This is a genomic window from Colwellia sp. 75C3 (genome assembly GCF_002836255.1).
In the GTDB taxonomy this organism is placed as follows: Bacteria; Pseudomonadota; Gammaproteobacteria; order Enterobacterales; family Alteromonadaceae; genus Colwellia.
Genome location: NZ_PJAU01000033.1, coordinates 642,708 through 666,466 on the forward strand (window position 1 = coordinate 642,708; position 23,759 = coordinate 666,466).

14 protein-coding genes are annotated in these 23,759 nt (G+C 38.2%); 8 read left to right on the forward strand and 6 right to left on the reverse strand.

The genetic code is table 11. The features are described 5' to 3' along the window. Window positions 1–48: 48 nt before the first annotated feature. Window positions 49–807 carry a substrate-binding periplasmic protein gene (locus CXF85_RS07200; RefSeq protein WP_101227825.1) on the reverse strand — a complete coding sequence of 253 codons (759 nt, stop codon included), beginning with the start codon at window positions 805–807 and terminating at the stop codon, window positions 49–51. A 238-nt stretch (window positions 808–1,045) separates the two neighbouring features. Here CXF85_RS07200 and CXF85_RS07205 point away from each other — a divergent pair, with 238 nt between their 5' ends. The 3 genes from CXF85_RS07205 to CXF85_RS07215 all read left to right on the forward strand — a co-directional run bounded on the left by CXF85_RS07205 (window position 1,046) and on the right by CXF85_RS07215 (window position 7,122). Further along, on the forward strand, window positions 1,046–1,492 hold the full coding sequence (locus tag CXF85_RS07205; protein WP_101227826.1) for a hypothetical protein: 447 nt from the start codon (window positions 1,046–1,048) through the stop codon (window positions 1,490–1,492). 385 nt (window positions 1,493–1,877) lie between these two features. Beyond that, the gene (locus CXF85_RS07210; protein ID WP_101227827.1) at window positions 1,878–6,113 is read left to right on the forward strand and encodes a collagenase; all 4,236 of its coding nucleotides are present in this window, start codon (window positions 1,878–1,880) and stop codon (window positions 6,111–6,113) included. 253 nt (window positions 6,114–6,366) lie between these two features. Further along, window positions 6,367–7,122: a hypothetical protein gene (locus CXF85_RS07215; RefSeq protein ID WP_157829041.1), complete on the forward strand. Its 756-nt coding sequence runs from the start codon at window positions 6,367–6,369 to the stop codon at window positions 7,120–7,122. A gap of 6 nt (window positions 7,123–7,128) precedes the next feature. On the opposite strand, the gene CXF85_RS07220 is transcribed toward CXF85_RS07215, so the two are convergent. The 5 genes from CXF85_RS07220 to CXF85_RS07245 form a co-directional block, all read right to left on the reverse strand. Then, window positions 7,129–8,451, reverse strand: a complete 1,323-nt coding sequence (locus CXF85_RS07220) for a sensor histidine kinase (RefSeq protein WP_101227829.1) — start codon at window positions 8,449–8,451, stop codon at window positions 7,129–7,131. A 13-nt stretch (window positions 8,452–8,464) separates the two neighbouring features. Next, a complete protein-coding gene (locus CXF85_RS07225; protein WP_101227830.1) occupies window positions 8,465–9,817 on the reverse strand; it encodes a sigma-54-dependent transcriptional regulator in 1,353 nt (450 codons plus the stop codon). Between the two features lie 483 nt (window positions 9,818–10,300). Beyond that, window positions 10,301–12,793: an ABC transporter permease gene (locus CXF85_RS07235; RefSeq protein WP_101227831.1), complete on the reverse strand. Its 2,493-nt coding sequence runs from the start codon at window positions 12,791–12,793 to the stop codon at window positions 10,301–10,303. After that, a complete protein-coding gene (locus tag CXF85_RS07240) occupies window positions 12,790–13,518 on the reverse strand; it encodes an ABC transporter ATP-binding protein (protein WP_101227832.1) in 729 nt (242 codons plus the stop codon). The genes CXF85_RS07235 and CXF85_RS07240 overlap by 4 nt, the downstream gene beginning before the upstream one ends. Before the next feature lie 73 nt (window positions 13,519–13,591). Further along, window positions 13,592–14,830, reverse strand: a complete 1,239-nt coding sequence (locus CXF85_RS07245; RefSeq protein WP_101227833.1) for an efflux RND transporter periplasmic adaptor subunit — start codon at window positions 14,828–14,830, stop codon at window positions 13,592–13,594. A 423-nt stretch (window positions 14,831–15,253) separates the two neighbouring features. Here CXF85_RS07245 and CXF85_RS07250 point away from each other — a divergent pair, with 423 nt between their 5' ends. From CXF85_RS07250 to putA, 5 genes are all read left to right on the forward strand, one after another. Continuing rightward, window positions 15,254–15,682: a hypothetical protein gene (locus CXF85_RS07250; protein WP_101227834.1), complete on the forward strand. Its 429-nt coding sequence runs from the start codon at window positions 15,254–15,256 to the stop codon at window positions 15,680–15,682. 35 nt (window positions 15,683–15,717) lie between these two features. Beyond that, window positions 15,718–16,440: a 16S rRNA pseudouridine(516) synthase gene (locus CXF85_RS07255; protein WP_101227835.1), complete on the forward strand. Its 723-nt coding sequence runs from the start codon at window positions 15,718–15,720 to the stop codon at window positions 16,438–16,440. A 155-nt stretch (window positions 16,441–16,595) separates the two neighbouring features. Continuing rightward, window positions 16,596–16,895 carry a hypothetical protein gene (locus CXF85_RS07260; RefSeq protein WP_101227836.1) on the forward strand — a complete coding sequence of 100 codons (300 nt, stop codon included), beginning with the start codon at window positions 16,596–16,598 and terminating at the stop codon, window positions 16,893–16,895. Window positions 16,896–16,917: 22 nt separating this feature from the next. Next, window positions 16,918–19,524, forward strand: coding sequence for a sensor domain-containing phosphodiesterase (locus CXF85_RS07265; RefSeq protein WP_101227837.1), 2,607 nt, complete (start codon window positions 16,918–16,920; stop codon window positions 19,522–19,524). A gap of 243 nt (window positions 19,525–19,767) precedes the next feature. Beyond that, entirely contained in the window at window positions 19,768–23,595 is a 3,828-nt protein-coding gene (putA, locus tag CXF85_RS07270) for a bifunctional proline dehydrogenase/L-glutamate gamma-semialdehyde dehydrogenase PutA (RefSeq protein ID WP_101227838.1), read from the forward strand. Window positions 23,596–23,759: the final 164 nt, after the last annotated feature.

A 23,759-nucleotide genomic window follows, 5' to 3' on the forward strand; every position in this document is an offset into this window, starting at 1 on the left:
TAGCTTAATAAATAAGTTAATACTTTTTTGACGTGATGTTTCAACTTTTTATGGTAAATTAACTTGGCAATCATTAACGTGTTGTAGGTAAGTTTGGTGAATAAGCTTTGGCCGATAGGTACTTTTAACGGCCACGCTTAACTGTGACAATATGTGGTGATTTGAAGTTTTATTAGATACGTGTAACCACCACTCTTTATTACCTAAGTGAAAGGCGCTATCTAACATTTTTAAATTCAAATTTTGTGCTCTCAACTCGTAATCCAAACCAACTAATGAGCCTATCACTGCATCAACTCGACCACGATTAAACATTTTCACCGCTTGACTGTAGCTTTCTACAGACACTTTATTCAACGATTCATCTTGGTCAAATTTATGTTCAAATTGCGCATTACGAATAACAGCAATAGCGGTCAAATTCTTTAATTCGCTATATTCATGTATAGGCGCATCAATAGCGGTTAAAACAATCACTTTAGACAAAGAAACAGGACCCATATAATCTACACTATCCGCAAGGATATTATTTTTGAAAATAAGCGCAAGATCTAACGTGCCAATGTCTAGACTGCGAATAATTCTTGCGTAAGGCAAGGGAAGTATCTCAACGGGGTAGTGTATTTTCTTAGTAATATTGGCCAGTACGTTAACAGCCACTCCCTGACATTTTTCGTCATCAGTAACAAAATAAAAAGGAGCGAAAGAGGGGACACTTGCTGTTAGTTTATCTTTGACTGAAAAAGCGACAGGTGAAGTAAGAAAACAATATAAAAGGAATAGATAAATTGTATAGCGGAGACACATTGCTGAATTTACCCTTAAATTTATGAGTGCTATGTATCATTAGTGTAGACAGTAGTTTAACTTTTACAGGAATAATTAAGGTATTTAACTGATAGTTATGAAAGTATTTATGCCGTAACGTAGGGTAACAGACTAACTTGCTAAGTATACTGAATTTTAAATTTTACTATTGCACCCTGATCAAATTACATGATAGCTTATTGTATTCAATATACAGTTAGGTGGTTGGATAATCAGTATGAATAAAAATAAAGTATTACTTGGTGTAATCTGTGCAGCAATAGCTACGGGTTTTATTTATAACCAACAAGAGTCAGCAAATGAATCTCAGTTAGGTGTTAATAGTGAGGTCATTGAGCAATCGAGCAAGTCAAAGTTAACTAATGCACTGGACAGTACCACGAATAAAGAAAGCATCACTGATGGTACTTTGGTAACAGCAGTAGCATCGGAAGAGTTGCAAGATGATAACGCTACTAGCTTGATTATTCCCTCTATTAGTAGTCAACAAAAAGTCAGTGTTTTGTCCAAAGCGGATAATAAACCGTCCGATCATTTCAGTGAAAATCAACCTAAACATCATGGCCATGAACACGACCAGCAAAAAAGACATCCAGAAGATAACTCAATCATCCCTCCAGGCGAGCCAAAAAAGCCCCTTCCTGAACAACAAAGTAAAGGCTAGTTTTTACTCTGTTAGCCGATAAGGACGTCGGTTATCATTATTATTCCTTTCATCAGTTCATCGTTATCATCTCCCATTATTGTTATTTAACGTACAAATAATACTTCTCATCTTATTTTTCATGAAAAAATCACACGATGTAACATGTTAATAACAAACGATAAATGCTTTATTAATAAACTACGAAATAATTCTTATAAATATAACTCTTGAATATTGTATACAGAATACCGTATAAAGTATCTTGGGGTGTATTTGAAAATATATTTCAACGAGAAAGGGATGTGCGCTTTAGATGTAATTACGGCAACAAAAAATATAAGAAGCTTAAATTACAACACGGACGAATTACCTAATCGCTATAATAAGAATAGGCTTAAGAAATATGAAACTAACAGCAAAGAAAACATTACTCGCTAGCGCGATATTTTTATCGTTGAATATAGGAACCGCTCAAGCTGCAGACTGTGTTGGTACAACCATTGAGCGCCAAGGCGAAGTACCAGCAAACCAAGAACAATGCATGACTGATTATGGACTTTATCTTTATGTTAACGTTCCTTACGAAAATAGCGACGTTACTATCACTACTTCCGGTGGTAGTTTTGACGGTAGCGATGCCGACATTAAGTTATACGATGGTGATGATTGGAGTGGTAATGTTGAACTAAGTAGCATAACTGCAGGTACTAACGAAGAGAGTATTTCTTTTGTCTCTCGTGCCGGTGACCGTTACTTTAAAGTTGATGGAAAAATTGATAAAGTTAGTCTTAACGTCACGGTTTCAGGTGGTGATATTCCACCGCCAATGGGTGATTATATTGATGATTATAATATCAATATCCCAGTAATTGTTGGTGCTGCCCCTATTGCTTCTAAGGCTGAATACGGTTCAACAATTGCCGCTGTTTTAGCGGCTAGTTACAGTGATTTTGAAGGTATAGCTAGTGCAGCAACCGATCCTATTAACGACGTTTCTGCCGCTATTCATTATCTTGCTAAAGCTGATGATTTAGCCGATGCTGATCTTAACCAATTATTATACTTTTTAGCATCTTATAAATATTATGGCCCAGCGATGACAGAGGCTAAAGCTTCTGCATTAAGTACTGCATTATTAGCTGTTACTCAAATGACAGACTTTATTTCCCCTGCTGGCAGTGTTATTCAAGAAGGTTATGCTGCGGCGTTATCTAATTTTCAACGAGGTGCTGGTGCCGCATATTACCATGAACAATTACCGCATTTATTAGCCATCATTCAATACTATTCAATACAAACTAACCCCTTTGGCATCAGTAATGCGGGTGATACTACAATGGCATTATTAGGCGCAATTGGATCAGGTGCTTATTATGGTGATGCGTCAGTAAAAGCGGCCTTTAATGCCGACATGCTCAATGTATTATCGGTAATACGTTCTTTTGCTTTTAATGGTGAAACTTCGCTTGATATGCGTTGGTCAACTGAAGATGATAGAAAATGGATACTACCTCACTCATTTATTGCCTTAGGTAAAATCTCATCGATTGCCACAGACGAAGCTAAAACTCGTTTTGACAGCACAGTATTAGAAGTGCGCGGTAAAGTAATTAATGATATTTCTGTTGAAACCACTGAAACTATTATTACTAAAAACTATTTAGAATCGGCCGGTCGTGCGTGTGAAGAAGGCGATGCTTTATTTGGTAGCTGTGTAGTACCGCCTAAAGAAGAAGATATCTTAACGGTAAGTCATGATTGTACAAGTAACATTACTATTCGTGCGCAAGCGTCAATCAGTCAAGCAACGCTTGATCAATCATGTGCTGACATGGCATTACAAGAAACTGAATTTCATGCGTTTTTCAACACTGCAGGTACCCCTGTCGCAGGCGATTTAAATGAGCATATTGAAGTTATTGCTTTTGCTAGTCCTGCCGATTACGAAAAATATGCACCAGAATTTTTTGGTATTTCTACTGATAACGGCGGCATGTATTTAGAAGGTACGCCAACAGCCCAAGGTAACCAAGCACGCTTTATTGCCATGCAATGTCCAGATGACTGGTTAGGTGGCTCTTGTCAGTATATTGATCAAATTTATAATCTAAGACATGAATTTGTTCATTATCTTGATGGCCGTTATAACAAAGCAGGCTCATATGGTACATTTGATCCAAACGCTGCATGGGCTGAAGGTATGGCAGAGTACATGGCCATGGGTAAAGATCATACCCGCACATTAAAGACCTTAAAGGGTGAAACGATTCCACCATTGTATAACATTATCTTTATGGGTTATGAATTCGATAACTTATACCCTTGGGGTTACTTCGCCATGCGTTATTTAGGTGAAGAACATAAAAATGAAGTCGATCTTATTAGTGCTACGTTAAAAGCAGGCGATAACGATGCTTATAAAGCTGCGCTTAAAGGTGCTGTAGAACGTACCGGTGCAGGTTTTGAAGCCTATATGTTGGCAAACTCTGAAACAGTTGCGCAAGTAGCCGCACAAATTCCAGCTCAAAATACTATTGGTAGTTGTGATTTAGTACAGCAATATGCACGTTATTTTGATGCTGAAAAAACTGACTTTACCTTTACTAATACTACCGATACGCCAGTGTCATTATTCTGGGTAGACAGTACAAAGGGCGAAACTAATTTCGGCAAAAATTATAACACCTTAAACAATGGTGATACTTACACATCATCTAGTTGGACGGTAGGCGATCGCATGATGTTATCTGATAACAACATGAATTGTTTAGGTGTTGCGGTAATGGCTGATAATAATAATAGCTTTATTATTGACGCAGAATTAGTGAAAAATGTTGTTGCAGAAGTTATTCCAACACCTGATCAATTAGGTAGTTGTGCACTAGCACAACCTCATTTGATTGGTGAAGTATCACATGAATTTACTATCACTAATGAATCAGATACAGCGTTGCGTTTATTCAGAATCGACAATACCAAAGGTTCAATTATTACCACCAGCGGTGCCACTGACTTCACGCATGGTTACGGTGTTTTAGCGCCAGGCGCAAGTTATAGTAATGATATTTGGTTTGGTGACCGTCGCTTGATGGTAACTGATAGCAGCTTAAACTGTTTAACTGTTGGTGTATTAAATAATGCAGTAAGTAACTATATTGTTAGCCAAGAAGTTGCAAATAATGCAGCAGCGCCAGAAGTTATTCCAGCGGCAAATGCCATTGGTAGTTGTGATTTGAAAGCACCACATTTAACGGGTCCTTTTGAAGCAGACTTCTCATTTGTAAATAACAGCGATAAACCAGTACGTGTTTATCGTGTAGATAATGTAACGGGTGAACTAAGTGAAAGCTTTGGTTTTACTACATTGCAAAAAGATGAGACTTACGACAGTGTTGCTACTTGGAAATGGTTTGGTAATCGCCGCGCCGCTATCACTGATGAAAGTGGTACTTGTCTAGGTGTTGCAGTAATGACCGAAGAAGAAACCAGTAATGATTATGTGATTACTAATGACTTAACGGGCGAACCTACGGGACCTGTAGACAGTGACGGGGATGGCGTAATTGATAGCGAAGATGACTTCCCTAATGATCCGACAGAAACAGTTGACTCAGATGGTGATGGTGTTGGTAACAATGGCGATAAGTTCCCTAACGATGCAACAGAATGGTTAGATAGCGATAATGATGGCACTGGTGATAACAGCGATCCAACACCAAATGGTGATGTTGATACTGACGGCGATGGTCATTTAGATAGCGTTGATGTTTTCCCTAACGATGAAACTGAATGGTTAGACTCAGATGAAGATGGACATGGCGATAACTCAGATGTTTTCCCTAATGATGCAACTGAATGGGCAGATTCTGATAATGATGGTTTAGGTGATAATTCTGACCCTTATCCAAATGGCGGACCTATTGTTGACGTACCTGATTGTGGTGTGGCAACTATTTCTAGTGGTAAGTTAACCCTTGAAACAACAGAATGTGTAGCGGGTAATGGTGGTTCGTTCTATGTTTGGGTTGAAGATGACAAGACTGACTTATACTTAACTACTGCTGGTGGTAATGGTGATGTAGCTATTCATTTCAACGCTGATACCTGGGCATCTTCAACAAATGCAGAAGTATCTTCTACAGGCTCGGCAACAACGCAAAGCTTAAAAGTAACGGCTAATCGAGGCTGGCGCTATATTTCATTAGCAAGTTCAACGAGCTACTCTGATGTAAGCTTTAAAGTGAGTTTGACGGGTAGTGATACAATTCCACCAGTTGAACCACCAGTAGAGCCGCCAGTAACGGGTGATGTTGTTAACGCTTGTGAAACTGACAGTGCATTTACCTACGGAGGTATTGAATCAGGTAAGGCGCTATGTACAGGTAATGGTCATAACAGTTATTACATCTATTTAGATGGCAGTGTTAGTAGTATTGAAGTTAATACTGCTCATGGTACTGGTGATGTAGAACTTTATACGGGTACAAGCTGGCCAACAGCTGCTAGCCATAACAATAAATCAACAACTTCAGGTACTACAGTACAAAGTATCACTGTTAATAACCCACCTACAGGTTGGTTTTATATTGCGGTTGAAAGCACTGGGACTGATGTTTCAGTACAGGTTGATGTGAAATAACTAACTACTTTATTACTCATTAATAGTAAGTAATGAATGAGTTAAGTATTTAACACTCAAATAGTAGACAGATGTTAACTAATAAAACGGGCCTTAGGCCCGTTTTTTATATCAGCTACTTTATCTTAAAATACGTTAGTAAAAATTTTACTAGGGTGGTGAGTTAAACGGTTTGCGATCTTATGTACTTTAGTTATTTTATTGTTATAGTGTTGTTATTGTTTCATTAAAAACCATTGTCATACGGGAGTGTATGCTTAAATATCTATTCAGCTCATTGCTCTGTATTTACCTGTTATTCACTTCTCAGGCAGTGGCAGAAGAAGCTAAAGTGCGAGTAATGGTTTATGTGTATCACCTACAACCGCCTTTAATTATCGATCTAGCAAGCAAACGAGGTTTATATTTTGAGTTCGTGGAACGCTTAAATAAACTAAGTGATAAGTATGAGTTTGAAGTCGCTTATATTCCCAGGAAAAGAATTGAACGCATGTTAGATAGTCAATCAATGCGCGGTGTTTTACTCGGTGTTAACCCTGTATGGTTCAAAGATAAAGATGAAACTCGCTACTTATGGACTTCTTCAATCATTAATGATCGAGATGAAATTGTATCCCTTCGAACTAAATCGGTTGAATTTAGTGGACCTGACTCGTTAGCGGGCAAAATTATTGGTGGTGTTAGGGGATTTTATTATTACGGTATTAATGAATTGGTCTCTGCTAATAGAGCAAATCGTGTTGATACCGTTAGTGAGCCGGATTTACTTACTATGCTAATAAAACAGCGCGTTGAAATTGCTATTATAGGTTCATTAACCTTTGACTACATGATTAAAAAGAATAATTGGCAAGAGAAATTTTATTTGTCGAATACTCCTCACGATATTTTTGAACGAAAAATCCTTATTCCCCTTAATATGAATAATGTCCATCGACACCTTCAAAAACTTACCAGCATTATTAAGCAAGATGAAGCGTGGAAAGCGAGTATTGTTAGATACCGATAGCTTTCTTTATTTTACTGGCAACGACATTGTGATTTTTGCACCGTTATCAGTATTCTCTATATTGAATTTTCCACCATGGTTTCGGGTTATTTCCGCGCATAGTGACAAGCCAATACCTGAACCATGGCTCTTAGTGGTATAAAAAGGCGTTAAAGCGTTATCTAAATTACCAAATCCGGGTCCATTATCTGTAATTTCAATCACTTGTTCAGTTTTATAAGGCCCCTGTGAACTCTCTTGTGGATAAAAAAGATTCACGTCAATTTCACAGTGCTCTTTGTCACAAGCTTCTTGCGCATTCTTGAAAATATTAATCAATATTTGAGCCATTTGTTGAATGTCAGCAAAGCATTGCCTGTTGCCTTGAAAAGTAATAGTACAGGGCTCGGTGATCATGGCTTTAGCCTCATCAAGCACTTCTTTTAAATCAAACCAGCTCGATTTTGGCATGGGCAGATGGCTTAATTGACTATATTGCTCAATAAAGCTAAGTAAGCGGTTACTACGCTGTCTGATTCTGCTTAGCACTAAGCGCACTTGATCTTCGTTAAAACTATCATTGCATAATAGCGTGTCAGCCATTGATGCCATTGGCGTTAAAGAATTACGCAGTTCATGGGCTAATACGCGAATAAGGTTTTGCTGGGTAACGCTTTGCTGCTGATGCAAGGGCTGTGAAATATCTAAGGCAGAAAAAATATGACATTGCTTTTGTTGAAAGAGGTAGCTGATACTTTGACATTGCCACTGTTGATCAAATTGGCTGTGGCTTAAGTTACCGTTATTCATAACAAAACCTAAATCTTCAGCATCGGCGCCAATAAGCATAGGTTGTTGGATTTTTTCTTTCATGGCGATATTGCGATAACTTAGCTGATTATTTTCATCAAATAAGCACACTGGAATAGGCCAAGAATCGAGAATATGGCTGAGTACATTTTCAAGGGTCTGGTTTTGCTGTACTTTGTGCGCGTTTCCTATAGCTAAAGCAGATATCTCTTGCTGTAATTCAGCCAATAAATTGTCTTGATGTTGGGCTTTAAAGCGCAGGTTGGTTTCACCTTCACGGATAACTTGCGTATAGGTAGTTAATTGCATAATGGCCTGTCGCCAAAAATGATAACAACGCCAAGCAAGCCATATCAAAGGGTAAGATAGAAAAAAAATTAAAGTAGCCGACGCTAATTTACTCCAGCCGATGTTGTAAGTTAATGCTGTAACTAAAGCGAGTATAACCAATACTGTGCTAGCTAAACCTAAGATCAGCCAATGTTCATGACTGAGCTTTAGGCTTAACTTTAAATTTAAGGGGGGTGTGGGCTTATTCATATTGTTTAGCCTGTTATTCGGCATGTTGAATAGCGAATTTTTCTAAACGCCGATAAAGCGCATTACGAGAAATATCGAGTAATTTTGCTGCCTCTATTACTTGACCACCAGATACTGCCATCGCTTTTTCAATCAACTGTTTTTCTGCATGTTCAAGGGGCTGTAATATTATCGTGTCGTTTGTACTCTCGGTGCTTTCTAGTAAGAGCTGTTGTGCCGTAATTTCATCGCCAGCAGTCAGTAATACAGCACGTTCAATCATATGACTGAATTCGCGAATATTGCCTGGCCAATTATGTTGATTCAACTTACTTAGGGCACAAGCACTAATCGTTAACGCATTTTTACGGTACTTAACACTAAATTTAGTGATAAAGCTTATTGCCAAGGCTTCAATATCTTCAAGTCGTTCACGCAAAGGTGGAATGGTAATAACGAGAGTATTTAAACGGTATAATAAGTCTTGGCGAAAAGCTTGTTCACTGACCAATTGGTTTAAATCGGCATTGGTTGCACTAATTAAACGAACATCAGCGACTTGAGTTTGGCTTGAACCTAAAATTTCATATTGGCCTGTTTCTAAAACGCGTAACAATTTAGGTTGCAGCGTTAGTGGTAGCGAGCCTATTTCATCAAAAAACAAAGTACCTTTGTCAGCGAGCTGAAAGCGTCCAACGCGATTTTGTTTAGCATCAGTAAATGCACCTTTTTGATGGCCAAAGAGTTCACTTTCAAATAAATTTTCAGGGATCGCAGCCATGTTTACGGTGATGAGTGGTGCATGCTGGCGTGATGATAATTGATGAATACGCTCAGCAAGCAGTGATTTACCGGTACCATTTTCACCTAATATTAATATATTGGCATCCGTTGGTGCTATTTGCTCTATCAGGGTTTCAATAGCCTGCATGCTAGGTGATTGGCATACCCAGGTTTTTTTATTCTCAGGAGCGAGTAGTTGTCGATAACCTTGATTTTGTTCTTTTACCTGAGAAAAACTTAGTTGTTGTTTTATACTATTTAACAGTTTAAGTTTATTCCATGGCTTTTCTATAAAGTCACTAGCTCCTTTTTGTAACCCTTGTACCGCGAGTTCGATTGAGCCCCAAGCAGTCATGAGTATCACTGGGATATTTAACGGTTGTAACTGTTCTAAAATGGCTAATCCTTCTTGACCACTGGTGGTGTCTCGAGAAAAATTCATATCCAGTAGTACTAAATCGGGCTGCTGTCGGTTACTTTGAATGATAATTTCTTTAGCGTTAGCGGCTTCAATAATTTGGTAACCTTCGGCGCTTAGTAATAGGTTTAAAGCCAAACGAATATCTTCATCATCATCAGCAATTAAAATAGTGGCATTTGACATAAGGGTTTCCATAAATATTGAAGGGCTAGCTTTATTCAGATTAAAGCAAAAGAAATAAAAAGGAAACGAGGTCAGTCGTTTCCTTGGGTATATACCCAAGTAACTTGAAGATGCTAGTTTCAGGATGCCTGCGCTAATCATGTTCAAGACGTCTACTTTTATTAATGGTCATTTCCTTAAAAAAGGAGATAACGAAGTACATGGTTAGCTCAGACATCCCCGCAGGGCTGGTTTAAAAACGATTTATACAGCGTTATTGATTTCGACAATGGAACGACCATTCTCTTCAATCAAAGCCTTGCCTAAATACGTTTTTAATTCCAGCTGAATCCGGCATCTTCATGTTGCTTGGGTATATATGTTGATCTTAGTATGCCAATTACTCTAGTGGATTGGCTAGCAATAACGTAATAAAGGCCCTGTTTATCGGGCATTTATTACTTAGCTAACAATTATGCATTCACTATAATATTGCTTAGGTGATTATTCTGCACGTAGCGCCTGCATAGGATCGCTGCTAATCACTCGCCATGCGGGCATAATTACCGATAAAATAACAATAATGGTCAACGCTGCATCTAATAAAGCCATAGCTAACCAGTTAAAATCAGGTAACATCTCTAAGTTTTGTGATACTTGTTGATAACCAAAGACAGAGACAATAAAACCTAATCCCAAACCTATTACTAACATAGATAACGCATCTTTAAGAATAAAGTTAACTAATCTCGCTTGTTTAGCACCAGTTGCCATACGCACAGCCAGTTCATATTTTCTATGATTTGTGGTCATTTGTGTTAAACCTGCAACACCAATAGCCGCAAGGAAAAGTGTTAATCCCGTCATGGCGAGCACTATCCACAAGCTAAGACGTTGGTTTAATGTTTGTCTCTGTTTAATATCGGCTAATGATTCGATGGTTAAGTTAGTTAAACGCGGAAATTGACGTTTAAGCTCGCTTTCTAGCATCACTGGCGTAATGGTTTTTCCTGTTGGTAACATCACAGTAAATTGCATGGTAGTGCCAGGCCCTACTCGATGAGAGTATACTGAAGGTAAACCTAATGGCTCAGCAATACCTGTTTGGCTTAAGGTATTGGCAACTACACCGGTAACAATTGACGGCGGGGTGGAATCATCAGCACTCATTTGAATAGTTTTACCAATAACCTCTTGGTAGCTTAATGTTGAAAATAAGGTTTTGGCCATATTCTCATCAATAACAATTCTATCTTCATCATTATCAATCTGTGCTTGGCTTACATTTGCGCCCGCTAGCATAGGAATGTTAAAGGCAGAGAAATAATTTGGACCTAAAGTTTTTATTTGATGAATAACTCGCACACCAGATTCTTCATCAAGAAAGGCATTTACCCTTAAAGAATCTGATAGTGGGCCATAGTTAGGCACAATCACCTGGCTATCAGGTACTTGTTGTTCTATTAAGTTGGATAAGCCATCAAGTAATTGTTTCGCTTCGCTCTTGCCATAAGAGTCAAAAGTATTTAACTGGGTAACGTATTCTTCATCGCTAACCGTCATACCTATTTCATAACTATTACCGATATCGTAGCCAGTGTCTTGATATACCGCTTGATAACTTTGCATAGCGATCATCACCGAGGCAGTAAGTAGAACGGAGGCTATTGATAATTGCAAAACCATTAACACACGGCTCAACCACTGATTACTTTGTGCTTGAATACCTTTACCACTGCTATTTAAATTATTACCTAACGCCTGTTTATCAATATCAACTAATGCGAGGGAACTAAACAGTACACTTAGCGCTAATATGATGGTGATTGAAGCAAGTATGGTGGTGCTATTAATACCAATGTCATCCATCATAGGTAAGCTATCACCGGCAATTAGCGGTAAACTTCTTATTGCCCAACCGGTCACTAATAAACCGGTTAACGCCGCTAAAATAAAGCTAGGTAGGTTCTCAAGTAATACCAGTAATCTCACTTTTGTTAGGCTTGCACCTAAGCTTATTTGAATGGCAAACTCTTTAGTTCTGCCTTGGTAATGAGCGATAAATAAATTCAGTAAGTTAAGGGTCGCCATTAATAATAGCCCGATAACGGCTGCAAATAAGGCAGTAAGCAGACTTTCAGTTTCACCTAACATATTACTACGATAGCTACTGCTCTTCGCTTCTTTTTTGGTGTTGGTAATAAAATCCAAAAACATTTGTACTTGTTCACCATCGACATTTCGGGTGACATAATCTTCTAACCAAGCATCAACTTCTGCTTGAGATGGTAACTGTGCTTGGCCATTTGCAGACTTTAGCAGTAGGTTATCAATCTCATTACTAATATTGCCGACATTATCCGTTTGCGACTTTACTTTGGCTAAACTGGCAATAAACCAGACCTGTTGCGGTAAAATTGCTTGGTTACTTTTAATCGCCATAACATCTTCAATGACACCGGCAACGATATAATTTTTATTGGTAATAGTGACTTGTTTACCGATGACAGATTTAACGCCAGCAAAAGCACTTTGCCAAAAGCTTTGAGAAATCCACACATACTTTTCGGGTGATTCAACAGTGACATTATCACCCAGTATCAACTGACTGCCTAAAACCGAAAGAATGTTACTTGAAGCATCATAACGGGTAGTCGCAAACGTGGTGTTGTTTACTACAACATCTTGCTCAGAAGGAGCAATACCCGCCCATTCACCTAAGTCGCTAAAATGTTCACTAAAATCGACTAAGCGATTCATGTTCCAGTAAGAAACACTCAAGGTATCTGACATTTTAAAGCGATAGTCAAACGTTTGCAGTGAAGCCTCGTTTTTAACCCCTTGTAATGGTTGATACAGCAAGGTTGATGAAATTGAAATAACGCTAAGTACAGCACCTAAGGTTAAACCAAGGGTTAATATTAACGGTACACTTAAGCGAGGCAATAAAAATATCCGCGTTATGCCTTGAACTAAGGATTTTTTGAATAAACTCATGCAACCCCCTGCAATGTCTGTTCATTATGCTCAGCGCTTTGACTCGCGTTGATTTCGGAAACAATTTGACCATCAAGCAACTGAATTTGACGACTAGCGCAGCGTGAATAACGGCTATCATGGGTAACCATGACAATGGTTGAGCCGTTTTTGTTCAGTTGTTCTAACAATGACATGACTTGGTCGCCGTTTTTACTATCTAAGTTACCTGTCGGCTCATCAACTAATATCAAGTCAGGCTTGCCTACTAGAGCGCGAGCAATGGCAATACGTTGTTGCTGACCACCAGAAAGCTGATTAGGTCGGTAGTGTTGTCTATGTAGCATATCAACTTGTGTTAATACCGTTTCAACTCTGCTTTTAATCTCGCTTTTAGCACAGCCTCTGTGCTCGAGTGGTAATGCAACGTTTTCAAACACAGTTAAATTGTCTATTAAGTTGAACGATTGAAATACATAACCAATATGCTCATTACGAATTTGGGTGCGTTGGTCAACCTTTAAACCCGTGGTAGCAATGTTAGCCAGTTGATATTCGCCTTCACTGGCTGAGTCCATTAAGCCCATAATGGATAATAAAGTCGATTTACCACAACCAGAAGGACCCGTAATTGCAACAAATTCGCCTTGGTTTATTTCTAAACTAACACCTTGTAGGGCATGAGTTTCTATTTGTTGACCGTCGTAACGCTTGTGGATGTTTGACATGGTAACTATATTTTTCATGTTGTTTTCCTTAATTTGTTTAGCTGCGGCACTATAATTTAGTGCTGAGAATTATTTTTTTTATTCGGTTTTATTATTCGATAATCAAAAGTTGTGGGTATTTATTGTATTGTTGGGTATCACTACTGACTATCTGCTCGCCAGGTTGTAACCCTGCAGTGATAATTAATTTATTTTTTGATAATTCGCCAAAGGTGACTTCTCTTTGGATTAATGCGTTGTTAGTGTCGCGGACAAACAGACTTTGCTTGCTACGTGGTCTAAAGCCAGGTACTTGATCTATGTAGCTAATGCCTTGCTGGTGTTGAATAAATACTTGTGCTGATATTGATAACGCTGGGCGAGCATTGGAAGTTAATACTTCATCAATAACAGCTTCAGCAAGCACTGAACCGTTGCTAACAACACTTTCAATACGTGTGATGTGGGCTTTGATAATGCCTTTTTGCGTATCAATTAAAACAGGAGCGTTGATGTCTATTTGATCGGCTTGGTTTTGCGGTAACCGTAAACGGGCTATTAGTTCTTCATCACTACCTACTTTGGCTAATGACTCTCCAAGCTGAACACTTTGACCTAATTCAATCTCTAAGGTTTGCAGTGAACCGTTAATGCCTGCTTTTACCTTCATGTCGTCAAGTTGCTGTTCAAGTAAGCTAACTTGCGCGCGTTGTTGTGTGATGGTGATATCGCGCTGAGTAAGTTGATAGCCTTGCATCTCGATAAACTGTTTGTATTTTTTATTTTCAAAACCAAGCTTTCTACTTTCTTGTTTAACGGCTAACTTGGCGCGTTGTAACTCTATTTTTGAAGAAACCCCCAAATCCATCAGGTTTTTATTTACCGATAATTCAAGCTGTGCTTTTTCAATTTCAGCTTCAATGTCTGCAATGCGACCTTGATAATTTAAACGTTCACTTTGTTGTTCGTACTTAAAGGCTTCTCTTTGCGCTAACTGTTGAGCAAGTTGGCCATTGGCTGCATTTACTTCTTGTACTAACTTAGGGTTTGATAAGTGTAAAATGACGGTGTCAGGCGTTACTTTAGTGCCAGGGCGAACTAAAATCTCAGACACTTTGCCTAATGCCGGCGCTGTTAATAAGCGCTCTTTTGCTGAAGCGAATTCGCCATAGGCATTTGCATAAATATCTAAGTCGCCTTGAACTACCGTTTGAAAGCTTAATTGGCTTAAAGCAATAGATTTTGTTGCTTTACCACTGACGCTATAACCGGCATAACCCATTAAGAGGGTAAAGCTGGTGATAGCAGCCCACTTTTTCCACGGTTGTTTTTTAGTTAGTGCAATTTTCATAAATGTTCACTGTTATTTATACTTGATGACAGAAGTAATGAAACAATCATGCCAATATATTAATACTCATAAAATCAATATGTTGGTGTCTTAGTTGTTTTAATTAAGTAAAAGTCTGTTCGATTTTAAAAGTTAAATGTTCGAAAGTGATTTTTACGCTGGTTTTATGGAAGGCTGTTATAGCAAGTTATCTCTGACGGATAATTGTCTATTTATGAAAGCCTTAATAATGCTCTTTGTAAGGCGGTGTAATGTTATCTTTTTACTAGATGAAGTAACGTTACTTCAATGATATTGAGCGAACAAGCTGAAGTTTTGCTGCAACACGGTTATGATATGAGACACTGGAAATAGCGATTAAAATTGCACTTAAGTTAGGTTTAACGAGCAATTTTATTGGTTATAAGATGAAGAGCATAAAATATGACCGAAACGCTACCGATAACGATAAAAGTAAATAACGATTTATTCGATAAATTTTCCAAATTAAAATCCGTAAGCAATAAACTTGAAGCACAATTCAACTTTCAAACGCTAACGGCTAATTGGTATGGCGATGAAGATGATATTTTAATTATTCAATTATGCTTAGAAACACCAGAAAGTTTCAAACAACGCCAAGAAGAACTAGAGCAGTTATCGCCAAGTGAAGTGAGTATTAGTCATTTCTCTGATGATGTTGTTAGTTGTTTTAATAAAGACGAACAACAATTACTTTGCACCATAGCAATTACCAGCTCAGAGTTGGATTTATTAGTATTACAACCGAAATTATTAGCAGGGTTCATAGAAGCAAAGTTGCGTAAAGTACTTAACCTAATTGCACAACAGCAATCTTTGGCAAGTATTTAACTTCTAACGGCGTTGTTTAAAGGTAATGAAAAGTAATGGCTATTAATACTTCACGCTTAGATCGTTTGATTAGTGAACTATGTCAAATTAACAAAAAAAAAGTACGTTTGATTCTGGCGCAGCGGCGGATAACTGTTGATGGTGTAATCGCAGTTGATATTGATCAGATCGTTGACCAGTTTTCTCGTGTTGTTATGGACGACGAGGTACTGCAAGAAAATCAGCCACATTATATTATGCTGAATAAACCTATTGGCGTGGTTTGTGCGACCAAAGATGACAAACATAAAACGGTGATTGATTTACTCACTGGACAGTTTGACCAAGAAACTAGAGATAGTTTACATATTGTTGGACGACTTGATTTAAATACTTCAGGGCTGGTGTTACTCACCAATGATAGTCGGTGGTCTGAACGGCTAACATCACCTGAACATAAAGTATCAAAGTGCTATCAAGTGACGCTAGAAAACCCTTTAACAACAGAATATATAGATGCTTTTGCTCAAGGTATGTATTTTCCTTATGAAAAAATAACGACGAAACCAGCAATATTACGCATTGTTTCTACTTTTGAGGCTCAAGTCATCTTAACTGAAGGGCGTTACCATCAAATAAAGCGTATGTTTGGTCGTTTTCGTAACCCTGTGATTGGTTTACATCGTCACTCAATAGGGCAATTAACGTTAGATGAGACGCTTAAATGTGGTGAAAGCAGGCTTTTAAATGTATCTGAAGTGATTGATATAGGTAATTAATGTAAGTGATTAAAAAACAATCGAAAAAAACTGTTTTTTGTACTAACAAATTGATATTACTAAGAACAATTTAGGTACTCGCAATTTAGTGCTGCTTGGGTATAATGGTTTGCAGTAATAAGTTGTTTCTCAATGTAAATGGAATAGTTAACTAAATGAATAAATCAATACTTTTATCACTTTCAGTCGTCACACTTTTAGCCAGTTGTTCAAGTGTTGAAAATTCTTGTGAGGATGTCACCTTAGCCTCTGAGCAAATTCAAGAGTGCCAGACGCTACATAAACAAATTATTAATGCTAAAAGTGTGATTATCCGTACAGAATTAGACCGTCGTTATCAACAAGACTGTGTCGAAATACGTTATTACCGCGATGAAAAACAAGCAGCGATCTGTGGTAATAAACATAAGATTAAAGAAGTTATAAAGTCGGTTGAAGCCGAATCTAAGCAATAAATAATTAAACGGTATGATAACTTTGGAATCTGATAATCAAAAGGCTAACACTCTAAAAGGCCAAAAAAAGCATATACCTACCAATGAGGTAAGTGTTGCTGAGTTGACAGAGGAAATCGATTTTCTTGCACAGAAAAATACTGATTTACAGGCACGTTATACCGCATTATTTAAACTCAACCAGCTATCTCAAGAATGTAATGAGCTTGATAGCTTTTATCCGCAGGTCCATAAAACTATTGCTTCGTTAATGACTGCGGAAAATTTCTTCATTGTTCTTTATGATCAAACGTTTGAAACCTTAGAGTTTGTTTATTTTATTGATGAAAAAGATGAAAAGCCGTCCGGCATCATCGATTATCAAGATTACGAAGGCTCATTTACCAACTTAGTCATTGAATCAAAGCAACCTTTACTCTTAACACCAGAATTAGAAAAACAGCTTTTTGATAATTATAAAATCAAACAGTTTGGTGCCCGAGGCACTGACTGGCTAGGCGTGCCCTTACTGCAAAATGGGCTAGTGATCGGTATTATTACCATACAAAGTTATGATGAAAAAATTCGTTATAATGAAAATGATTTGAACCTACTGACCTTTGCCGCTCAGCATATTGTTGGTGCCATGGTGCGCTTACAAGATCAGCAACGTTTGAAAAATGCCGTTAATGCGCGTACTAAAGAGTTGATGGCGCAAATTCGTGAACGAGAAAAGTCTGAGTTATTACAAGAGTCTTTATATCGAATATCCGAATTGACCATGGATGTCGAGCTAGATATAGACACCTTCTATAGTAAAGTGCATAACATTATTGGTCAGCTGATCAATGCAAAGAACTTTTTTATTGCCAAGTATGAACAAGTAAGCAACACCTTAAATTTTTCCTATTATGTCGATGAACATTCGTCTGATTTAGTGACTGATTTACAGCCAAAAAATCTGTCCAATCTTTATTCAGAGTTAGTATTGCGACGTCGTGAAACTGTCTTACTTAGCTATCAAGAAATGATGAGTTTACATCTTGAAGGTGAAACGAGAAAACCACAAGACGACATACATTCTTGGTTAGGCGTACCATTGATTTACTCAGGCCAATTACTGGGCGTTATGGTTTTACAGAGTTATCATTATAAAACCACTTATAATCAACAAGACGCAGAGTTGCTTAACTTTGTTTCTAACCATGTTTCGGCTGCGATTAAACGTAGAGAGCTGGCTGACTTTGAACGACGAAGTCATGAGTTATTAGAGCAACAGGTTAAGTTACGAACACTGGCTCTTGAAGATGAGATTACCCATCGTAAACAAGCAGAGAAATTATTACAGCACACAGCAGCCCACGACAGTCTAACAGGGTTACCTAACAGAACTGTATTTCTTGATTTGCTCAATCATGCGATTGCCTGCGATAAACGTAAAGATGACTTCTCATTTGCGGTATTATTTTTAGACTTAGACCGCTTTAAAGTAGTTAATGATAGTTTAGGGCACCATGCGGGCGATGTATTATTGAAAATAATTGCCCGAGAATTATTATCAATTGTTCGCAATAAAGATACCGTTGCTCGCTTAGGTGGTGATGAGTTTGTTATTTTAATTGAAGATTTAGCTTCAAATGATGAAGCTTTTGAAGTTGCGCAGCGAATCACTGAATTTCTCGAGCAACCTTTTACTATTGATAACCAATTAGTGTATACCGGTACAAGTATTGGTATTTCATTTAGTAATCAACGCTATGATGATGCTAATACTATGCTCAGAGATGCTGATACAGCAATGTACCATGCCAAAGACAATGGTAGAGGGCGTTATGAAGTTTTTGACGATAGTATGCATCAGAAGGTACAAAATGCGTTAAGTCTTGAAGCTGATATTCGAGAGGCGATTGGTTGGCAGGAGTTTATTCCTTATTTCCAACCAATCCTTAAGCTGGATAACCAAGAGCTTAGAGGTTTTGAAGCCCTCGCTCGCTGGAAAAGTACCAAGCGTGGTTTTGTCTATCCGAATGACTTCATTCCGCTGGCTGAAGACACAGGCTTAATACAAGAAATTGATATGCAGATTATTGAGAAATCTTGTCAGCAGTTGAAAATTTGGCAAAACGAATTAGGCTGTGATGACCTTTATATCAGCTGTAATTTATTCTCCAAACAATTTTTTAGTACCACTTTACCGCAAGACATTGAAAAGATTTTAACAGATACTGGTTTAGCGCCTCATAACCTTCGGGTTGAGTTGACTGAACGCGCCTTGTTAGAAAACGCCGATATCGTGCTGACTAATATGCAAGCCTTGAAAAAAATGGGTGTTAAAATACTACTAGATGACTTTGGTACGGGTTACTCAAGTTTAGGTTACTTACATCGATTCCCCATTGATGTACTAAAAATAGATCGCTCTTTTATCAGTAATGTTCACGAACATGACAACCATAGGGCTATTATTAGGACTATTGTTGATTTAGCTAATAACTTACAAATGTCTACCGTTGGAGAAGGCATTGAGAATTTAGCCGATGCTGAGTTGTTACAACAAATGGACTGCGTATACGGGCAGGGCTATTACTTTGCCAAGCCTATGTCGTCTCAAGATACAACAGACTATATTATTGAACAAATAAATAAGTAATTACCTTGCCTAGCTATAGATAAGCCATTAAAAAACCAATATACAGTATATTATACTGACTTATTGGCTTTCTTCCGTATAAAAAACAATAAAAACCCAAAAATAACCAACACATTCTGTGGTTGTTCTCTTAGAATGCGCTTATAAATTTCATACTGTCATTTGCTAATAAAATTACTATTTATAGCGAATAATACTATAACTAAAGCAGGAAACAACCTGCTTGCATTTGAGGATATAGCCATGCTCTTTACTGGTTCATTAGTTACAGATTGCCCGATCAGACAAAAAATTCGTGAATTCTACCGTATTGACGAAAATGTTGCCGTTGACCACATATTACCTGCTGCGGAAGTAAACGTAAGTGCACGAAGTCGTGCCTGGGATCGAGCTCGTAAGATGGTATTACAAATTCGTCAAGACCAAGAAGGTAATGGCGCTATTGACTCACTACTTAATGAATATTCACTTTCTTCTGAAGAAGGTGTGGTATTGATGTGTTTAGCTGAAGCGTTATTGCGTGTGCCAGATAAACATACTCAAGATGAGCTTATTCGCGACAAAATATCTCAAGGTAAGTGGAGCTCGCATTTAGGTGCAAGTGACTCTATTTTTGTTAATGCCTCTTCATGGGGATTATTACTTACCGGCTCTATGGTTAATTACGCTGATAAACGTAAAAAAGAGCAATTCGGCTTATTGAAAAAAACGGTTGGTCGCTTAGGCGAGCCCGTTATCCGTAAATCAATGAACTACGCCATGAAAGTGATGGGCAAGCAGTTCGTTATGGGTGAAACCATCAAAGCCGCTACTGAACGTGCAGCGACTAAAGAGCAGCAAGGTTATGTGTACTCTTACGACATGTTAGGTGAAGGTGCACGTACTATGGCTGATGCCGATATGTACCTTAAAGCCTATGAAAATGCTATTACCGCTATCGGTGAAGTTGCTGTCGCTTCGGGTAAAAATGACCCGCGCAAAGTACCTGGTATTTCAATTAAGTTGTCTGCTATTCATCCTCGTTATGAGTTCTCTCATCAAGGTCGTGTAATGGCAGAAATAGTACCTAAATTAAAGGCACTATGTTTACAGGCTAAGCAATACAATATTGGCTTAACGGTTGATGCAGAAGAGTCTGAGCGTTTAGATATCTCACTAGATATTATTGAAGCGGTATTTACTGATACTGAGCTTGGTGATTGGCAAGGTTTTGGTATAGCGCTGCAAGCTTACCAAAAACGCGCCATTCATGTCGTTGATTGGTTGCGTGATCTAACATTGCGTACTGAACGAAAAATGATGGTACGTTTGGTTAAAGGCGCTTATTGGGACACAGAAATTAAAAATGCTCAAAAAGATGGCTTAAGTCATTTTCCTGTGTTTACCCGTAAGTCATCTACTGATGTGTCTTATCATGCTTGTGCAAATAAGTTATTAGAATATCGCGATACTATCTATCCACAATTTGCTACGCATAATGCTTATACGGCAGCCACTATTGTAGAGCTAGCAGGTGATGATAAAGCGGGTTTTGAATTCCAATGTTTACATGGCATGGGTGATTCTTTATATGACCAGATTGTTAAAGATGAAAGTATTCAATGTCGCATTTATGCACCAGTAGGTCATCATGAAGATTTACTTGCCTATTTAGTACGTCGTTTATTAGAAAATGGTGCTAACTCTTCATTTGTTAATGCCATTGTTGATGAATCACAGCCTGTTGAGTCATTACTAGAAGATCCGGTAGAAAAAACTCAACGCCTTAAGCTTAAGTACAATAATCAAATCATCAAACCTATTGATCTGTACCAAGGTGAAGGTGAGAAAGGGCGTGATAACTCTAAAGGTCTAGATTTAACTGATGTTAATGAAATTACACCATTAAAAACATCTTTAGATACTTGGTTTGTTGATCATTTATTAAATAAAAATGATGTGCCTGAAGGGGCTAACGCGGTAATGAACCCGGCGAATCGAAGTGAAATTATCGGTTACCATCGACATGCTAGTAAAGATGATATGTTGGCGATGATTGATAATGCTGAAGTAGCTTTTACTACGTGGTCGAAAACCCCCGTAGCAGAGCGTGCAGCATTACTTTGTCGTATCGGTGATATTTTAGAACGCCATATGGATGAGCTTATTGCGCTTTGTATCAAAGAAGCCGGTAAAGTTGCCCAAGATGGTATCGATGAAGTGCGTGAAGCGGTAGATTTCTGTCGTTATTATGCTGCTCGTGCTATCGAATTAAGTGAAGATGACAGACTTGAAGCACGTGGTGTGGTGTTATGTATTAGCCCATGGAACTTTCCGCTTGCTATATTCTTAGGTCAAGTTGCTGCGGCAATTGCTACCGGTAATACGGTATTAGCAAAACCAGCAGAACAAACCGGCTTAATTGCCCTGCGTGCTATTGAGTTGATGAAATCAGTAGGCTTACCTCAAAACGTAGTACAAGCCGTTATTGCACGCGGTAGTGCGGTAGGTAGTACCATTATTCCTGATTGCCGTATTCAAACGGTAATGTTTACCGGTTCAACCGAAACAGGCACACATATTTCACAAACCCTAGCCGAGCGTGGCGGCGATCAAGTACCATTCATCGCTGAAACGGGTGGTCAAAACTGTATGATTGTTGACTCAACGGCGTTGCCTGAACAAGTAGTTGATGATGTTATCTCATCGGGTTTCCAAAGTGCTGGTCAACGTTGTTCTGCTATGCGTGTACTCTTTTTACAAGAAGATATTGCAGATAATGTTATTGCTATGCTGCAAGGTGCATTGGCTGAATTGCATGTGGGTAATCCTGCAAAATTAAGTACCGATATTGGTCCTGTTATCGACCAAAAAGCACTTGATGCTTTAAATGCACATAGCGATTATATGAAATCACATGGCAAGTTATTATACCAATGTGAATTTTCTGACGATGTGGTAGATGAAGATGGTCATTTTTTCTTTGCACCTCGTTTGTATGAAATTGATGATATTAACGTATTACAAAAAGAAGTATTCGGTCCTTGCGTGCACATTGTTCGCTTTAAAGGTGATGAAATAGAAAGTGTTGTTGATAAAATTAACGGTACTGGTTTTGGTTTAACTATGGGTATTCATACTCGTATAGAACATCGAGCTTATGAGTTAGCAAGATTGTCACGCGCAGGTAATATTTATATTAACCGTAATATGATTGGCGCTATTGTTGGTGTTCAGCCCTTTGGTGGTCGAGGTCTTTCAGGAACAGGCCCTAAAGCCGGTGGTCCAAACTACTTAACGCGTTTAGTGAAAGAAAAATCTACACCTGATGAAGATAAATTCAATGCTACACCAGAAAAGTTAGCTACCTTAACAGGTAACGCAGCAGATAAGCATGAAGCAACACGCATCATGGATAAAGCACATTGGGCAGAAAAAGACTGGCGTTTAACAGAATTAAATACCCGTATTTCTTGTGTTCGTCAGTTACTGGCTAAAATTGCTCATGTTGGTATTGTTGAAGATTTAGCTGACGATTTAAATGTAACATTAGCCGCGGCACGTTCGCAGCTTATTGATATTGAAAAGCGTTTGAAAAAACCACAACAATTACCTGGTCCAACGGGTGAATCAAATATTATTTATTTGGAGAATCGCGGTAATATCATTTGTTATGCAGATGAAAATGTAAGTTTCCATTTCTGGGTACAGTCAATTGTAACCGCGCTTGCTACAGGTAATACTGTTATTGCCGTTGTGTCTGATTTATTTTATCAAGAATCATTGGTATTTAAAGATAAGTTTGTTGCCACAGGCGCAGATAAAGATGTTTTTCAAGTAGCGAGACAATGTCACTTAGAGACAATGTTAGCTCACCCAGCTTTATCTGGTGTTGTTGTAGATAGTGGTTGTGAGAGTAAGCATTATGTTAGTGATCAATTGGCACAACGTCATGGCGCTATCTTGCCGGTAATCAGCTCTGAATATTTTGATAACATGATACAACGTTTAGTGACTGAAAAGACGGTGAGCATCGACACAACCGCTTCAGGTGGTAATACTTCACTGATGACACTAGTAGAAGAAGATTAATGTACTTGGTATAACTAGTTGAATAAGTTGTTTAGTCATTAACTAAGCAGCTTGATTAAATAAAAACGCGAATGTATACCTTAAGGTAGCATTCGCGTTTTTTTTTGTTTTTTTTTGTTTTTTTTTACTATTTTTACTGCGTTTACTATGGCAGTATCCAATAT

Bases quoted from the DNA above. Each gene is read 5' to 3' on its own strand.
- CXF85_RS07225 (WP_101227830.1), bottom strand. From the start codon at position 9,817: ATGTCAAATGCCACTATTTTAATTGCTGATGATGATGAAGATATTCGT.
- CXF85_RS07240 (WP_101227832.1), bottom strand. From the start codon at position 13,518: ATGAAAAATATAGTTACCATGTCAAACATCCACAAGCGTTACGACGGT.
- CXF85_RS07260 (WP_101227836.1), top strand. From the start codon at position 16,596: ATGAATAAATCAATACTTTTATCACTTTCAGTCGTCACACTTTTAGCC.
- CXF85_RS07215 (WP_157829041.1), top strand. From the start codon at position 6,367: ATGCTTAAATATCTATTCAGCTCATTGCTCTGTATTTACCTGTTATTC.
- CXF85_RS07235 (WP_101227831.1), bottom strand. From the start codon at position 12,793: ATGAGTTTATTCAAAAAATCCTTAGTTCAAGGCATAACGCGGATATTT.
- CXF85_RS07205 (WP_101227826.1), top strand. From the start codon at position 1,046: ATGAATAAAAATAAAGTATTACTTGGTGTAATCTGTGCAGCAATAGCT.
- CXF85_RS07255 (WP_101227835.1), top strand. From the start codon at position 15,718: ATGGCTATTAATACTTCACGCTTAGATCGTTTGATTAGTGAACTATGT.
- CXF85_RS07200 (WP_101227825.1), bottom strand. From the start codon at position 807: ATGTGTCTCCGCTATACAATTTATCTATTCCTTTTATATTGTTTTCTT.
- CXF85_RS07250 (WP_101227834.1), top strand. From the start codon at position 15,254: ATGACCGAAACGCTACCGATAACGATAAAAGTAAATAACGATTTATTC.
- putA (WP_101227838.1), top strand. From the start codon at position 19,768: ATGCTCTTTACTGGTTCATTAGTTACAGATTGCCCGATCAGACAAAAA.
- CXF85_RS07245 (WP_101227833.1), bottom strand. From the start codon at position 14,830: ATGAAAATTGCACTAACTAAAAAACAACCGTGGAAAAAGTGGGCTGCT.
- CXF85_RS07210 (WP_101227827.1), top strand. From the start codon at position 1,878: ATGAAACTAACAGCAAAGAAAACATTACTCGCTAGCGCGATATTTTTA.
- CXF85_RS07220 (WP_101227829.1), bottom strand. From the start codon at position 8,451: ATGAATAAGCCCACACCCCCCTTAAATTTAAAGTTAAGCCTAAAGCTC.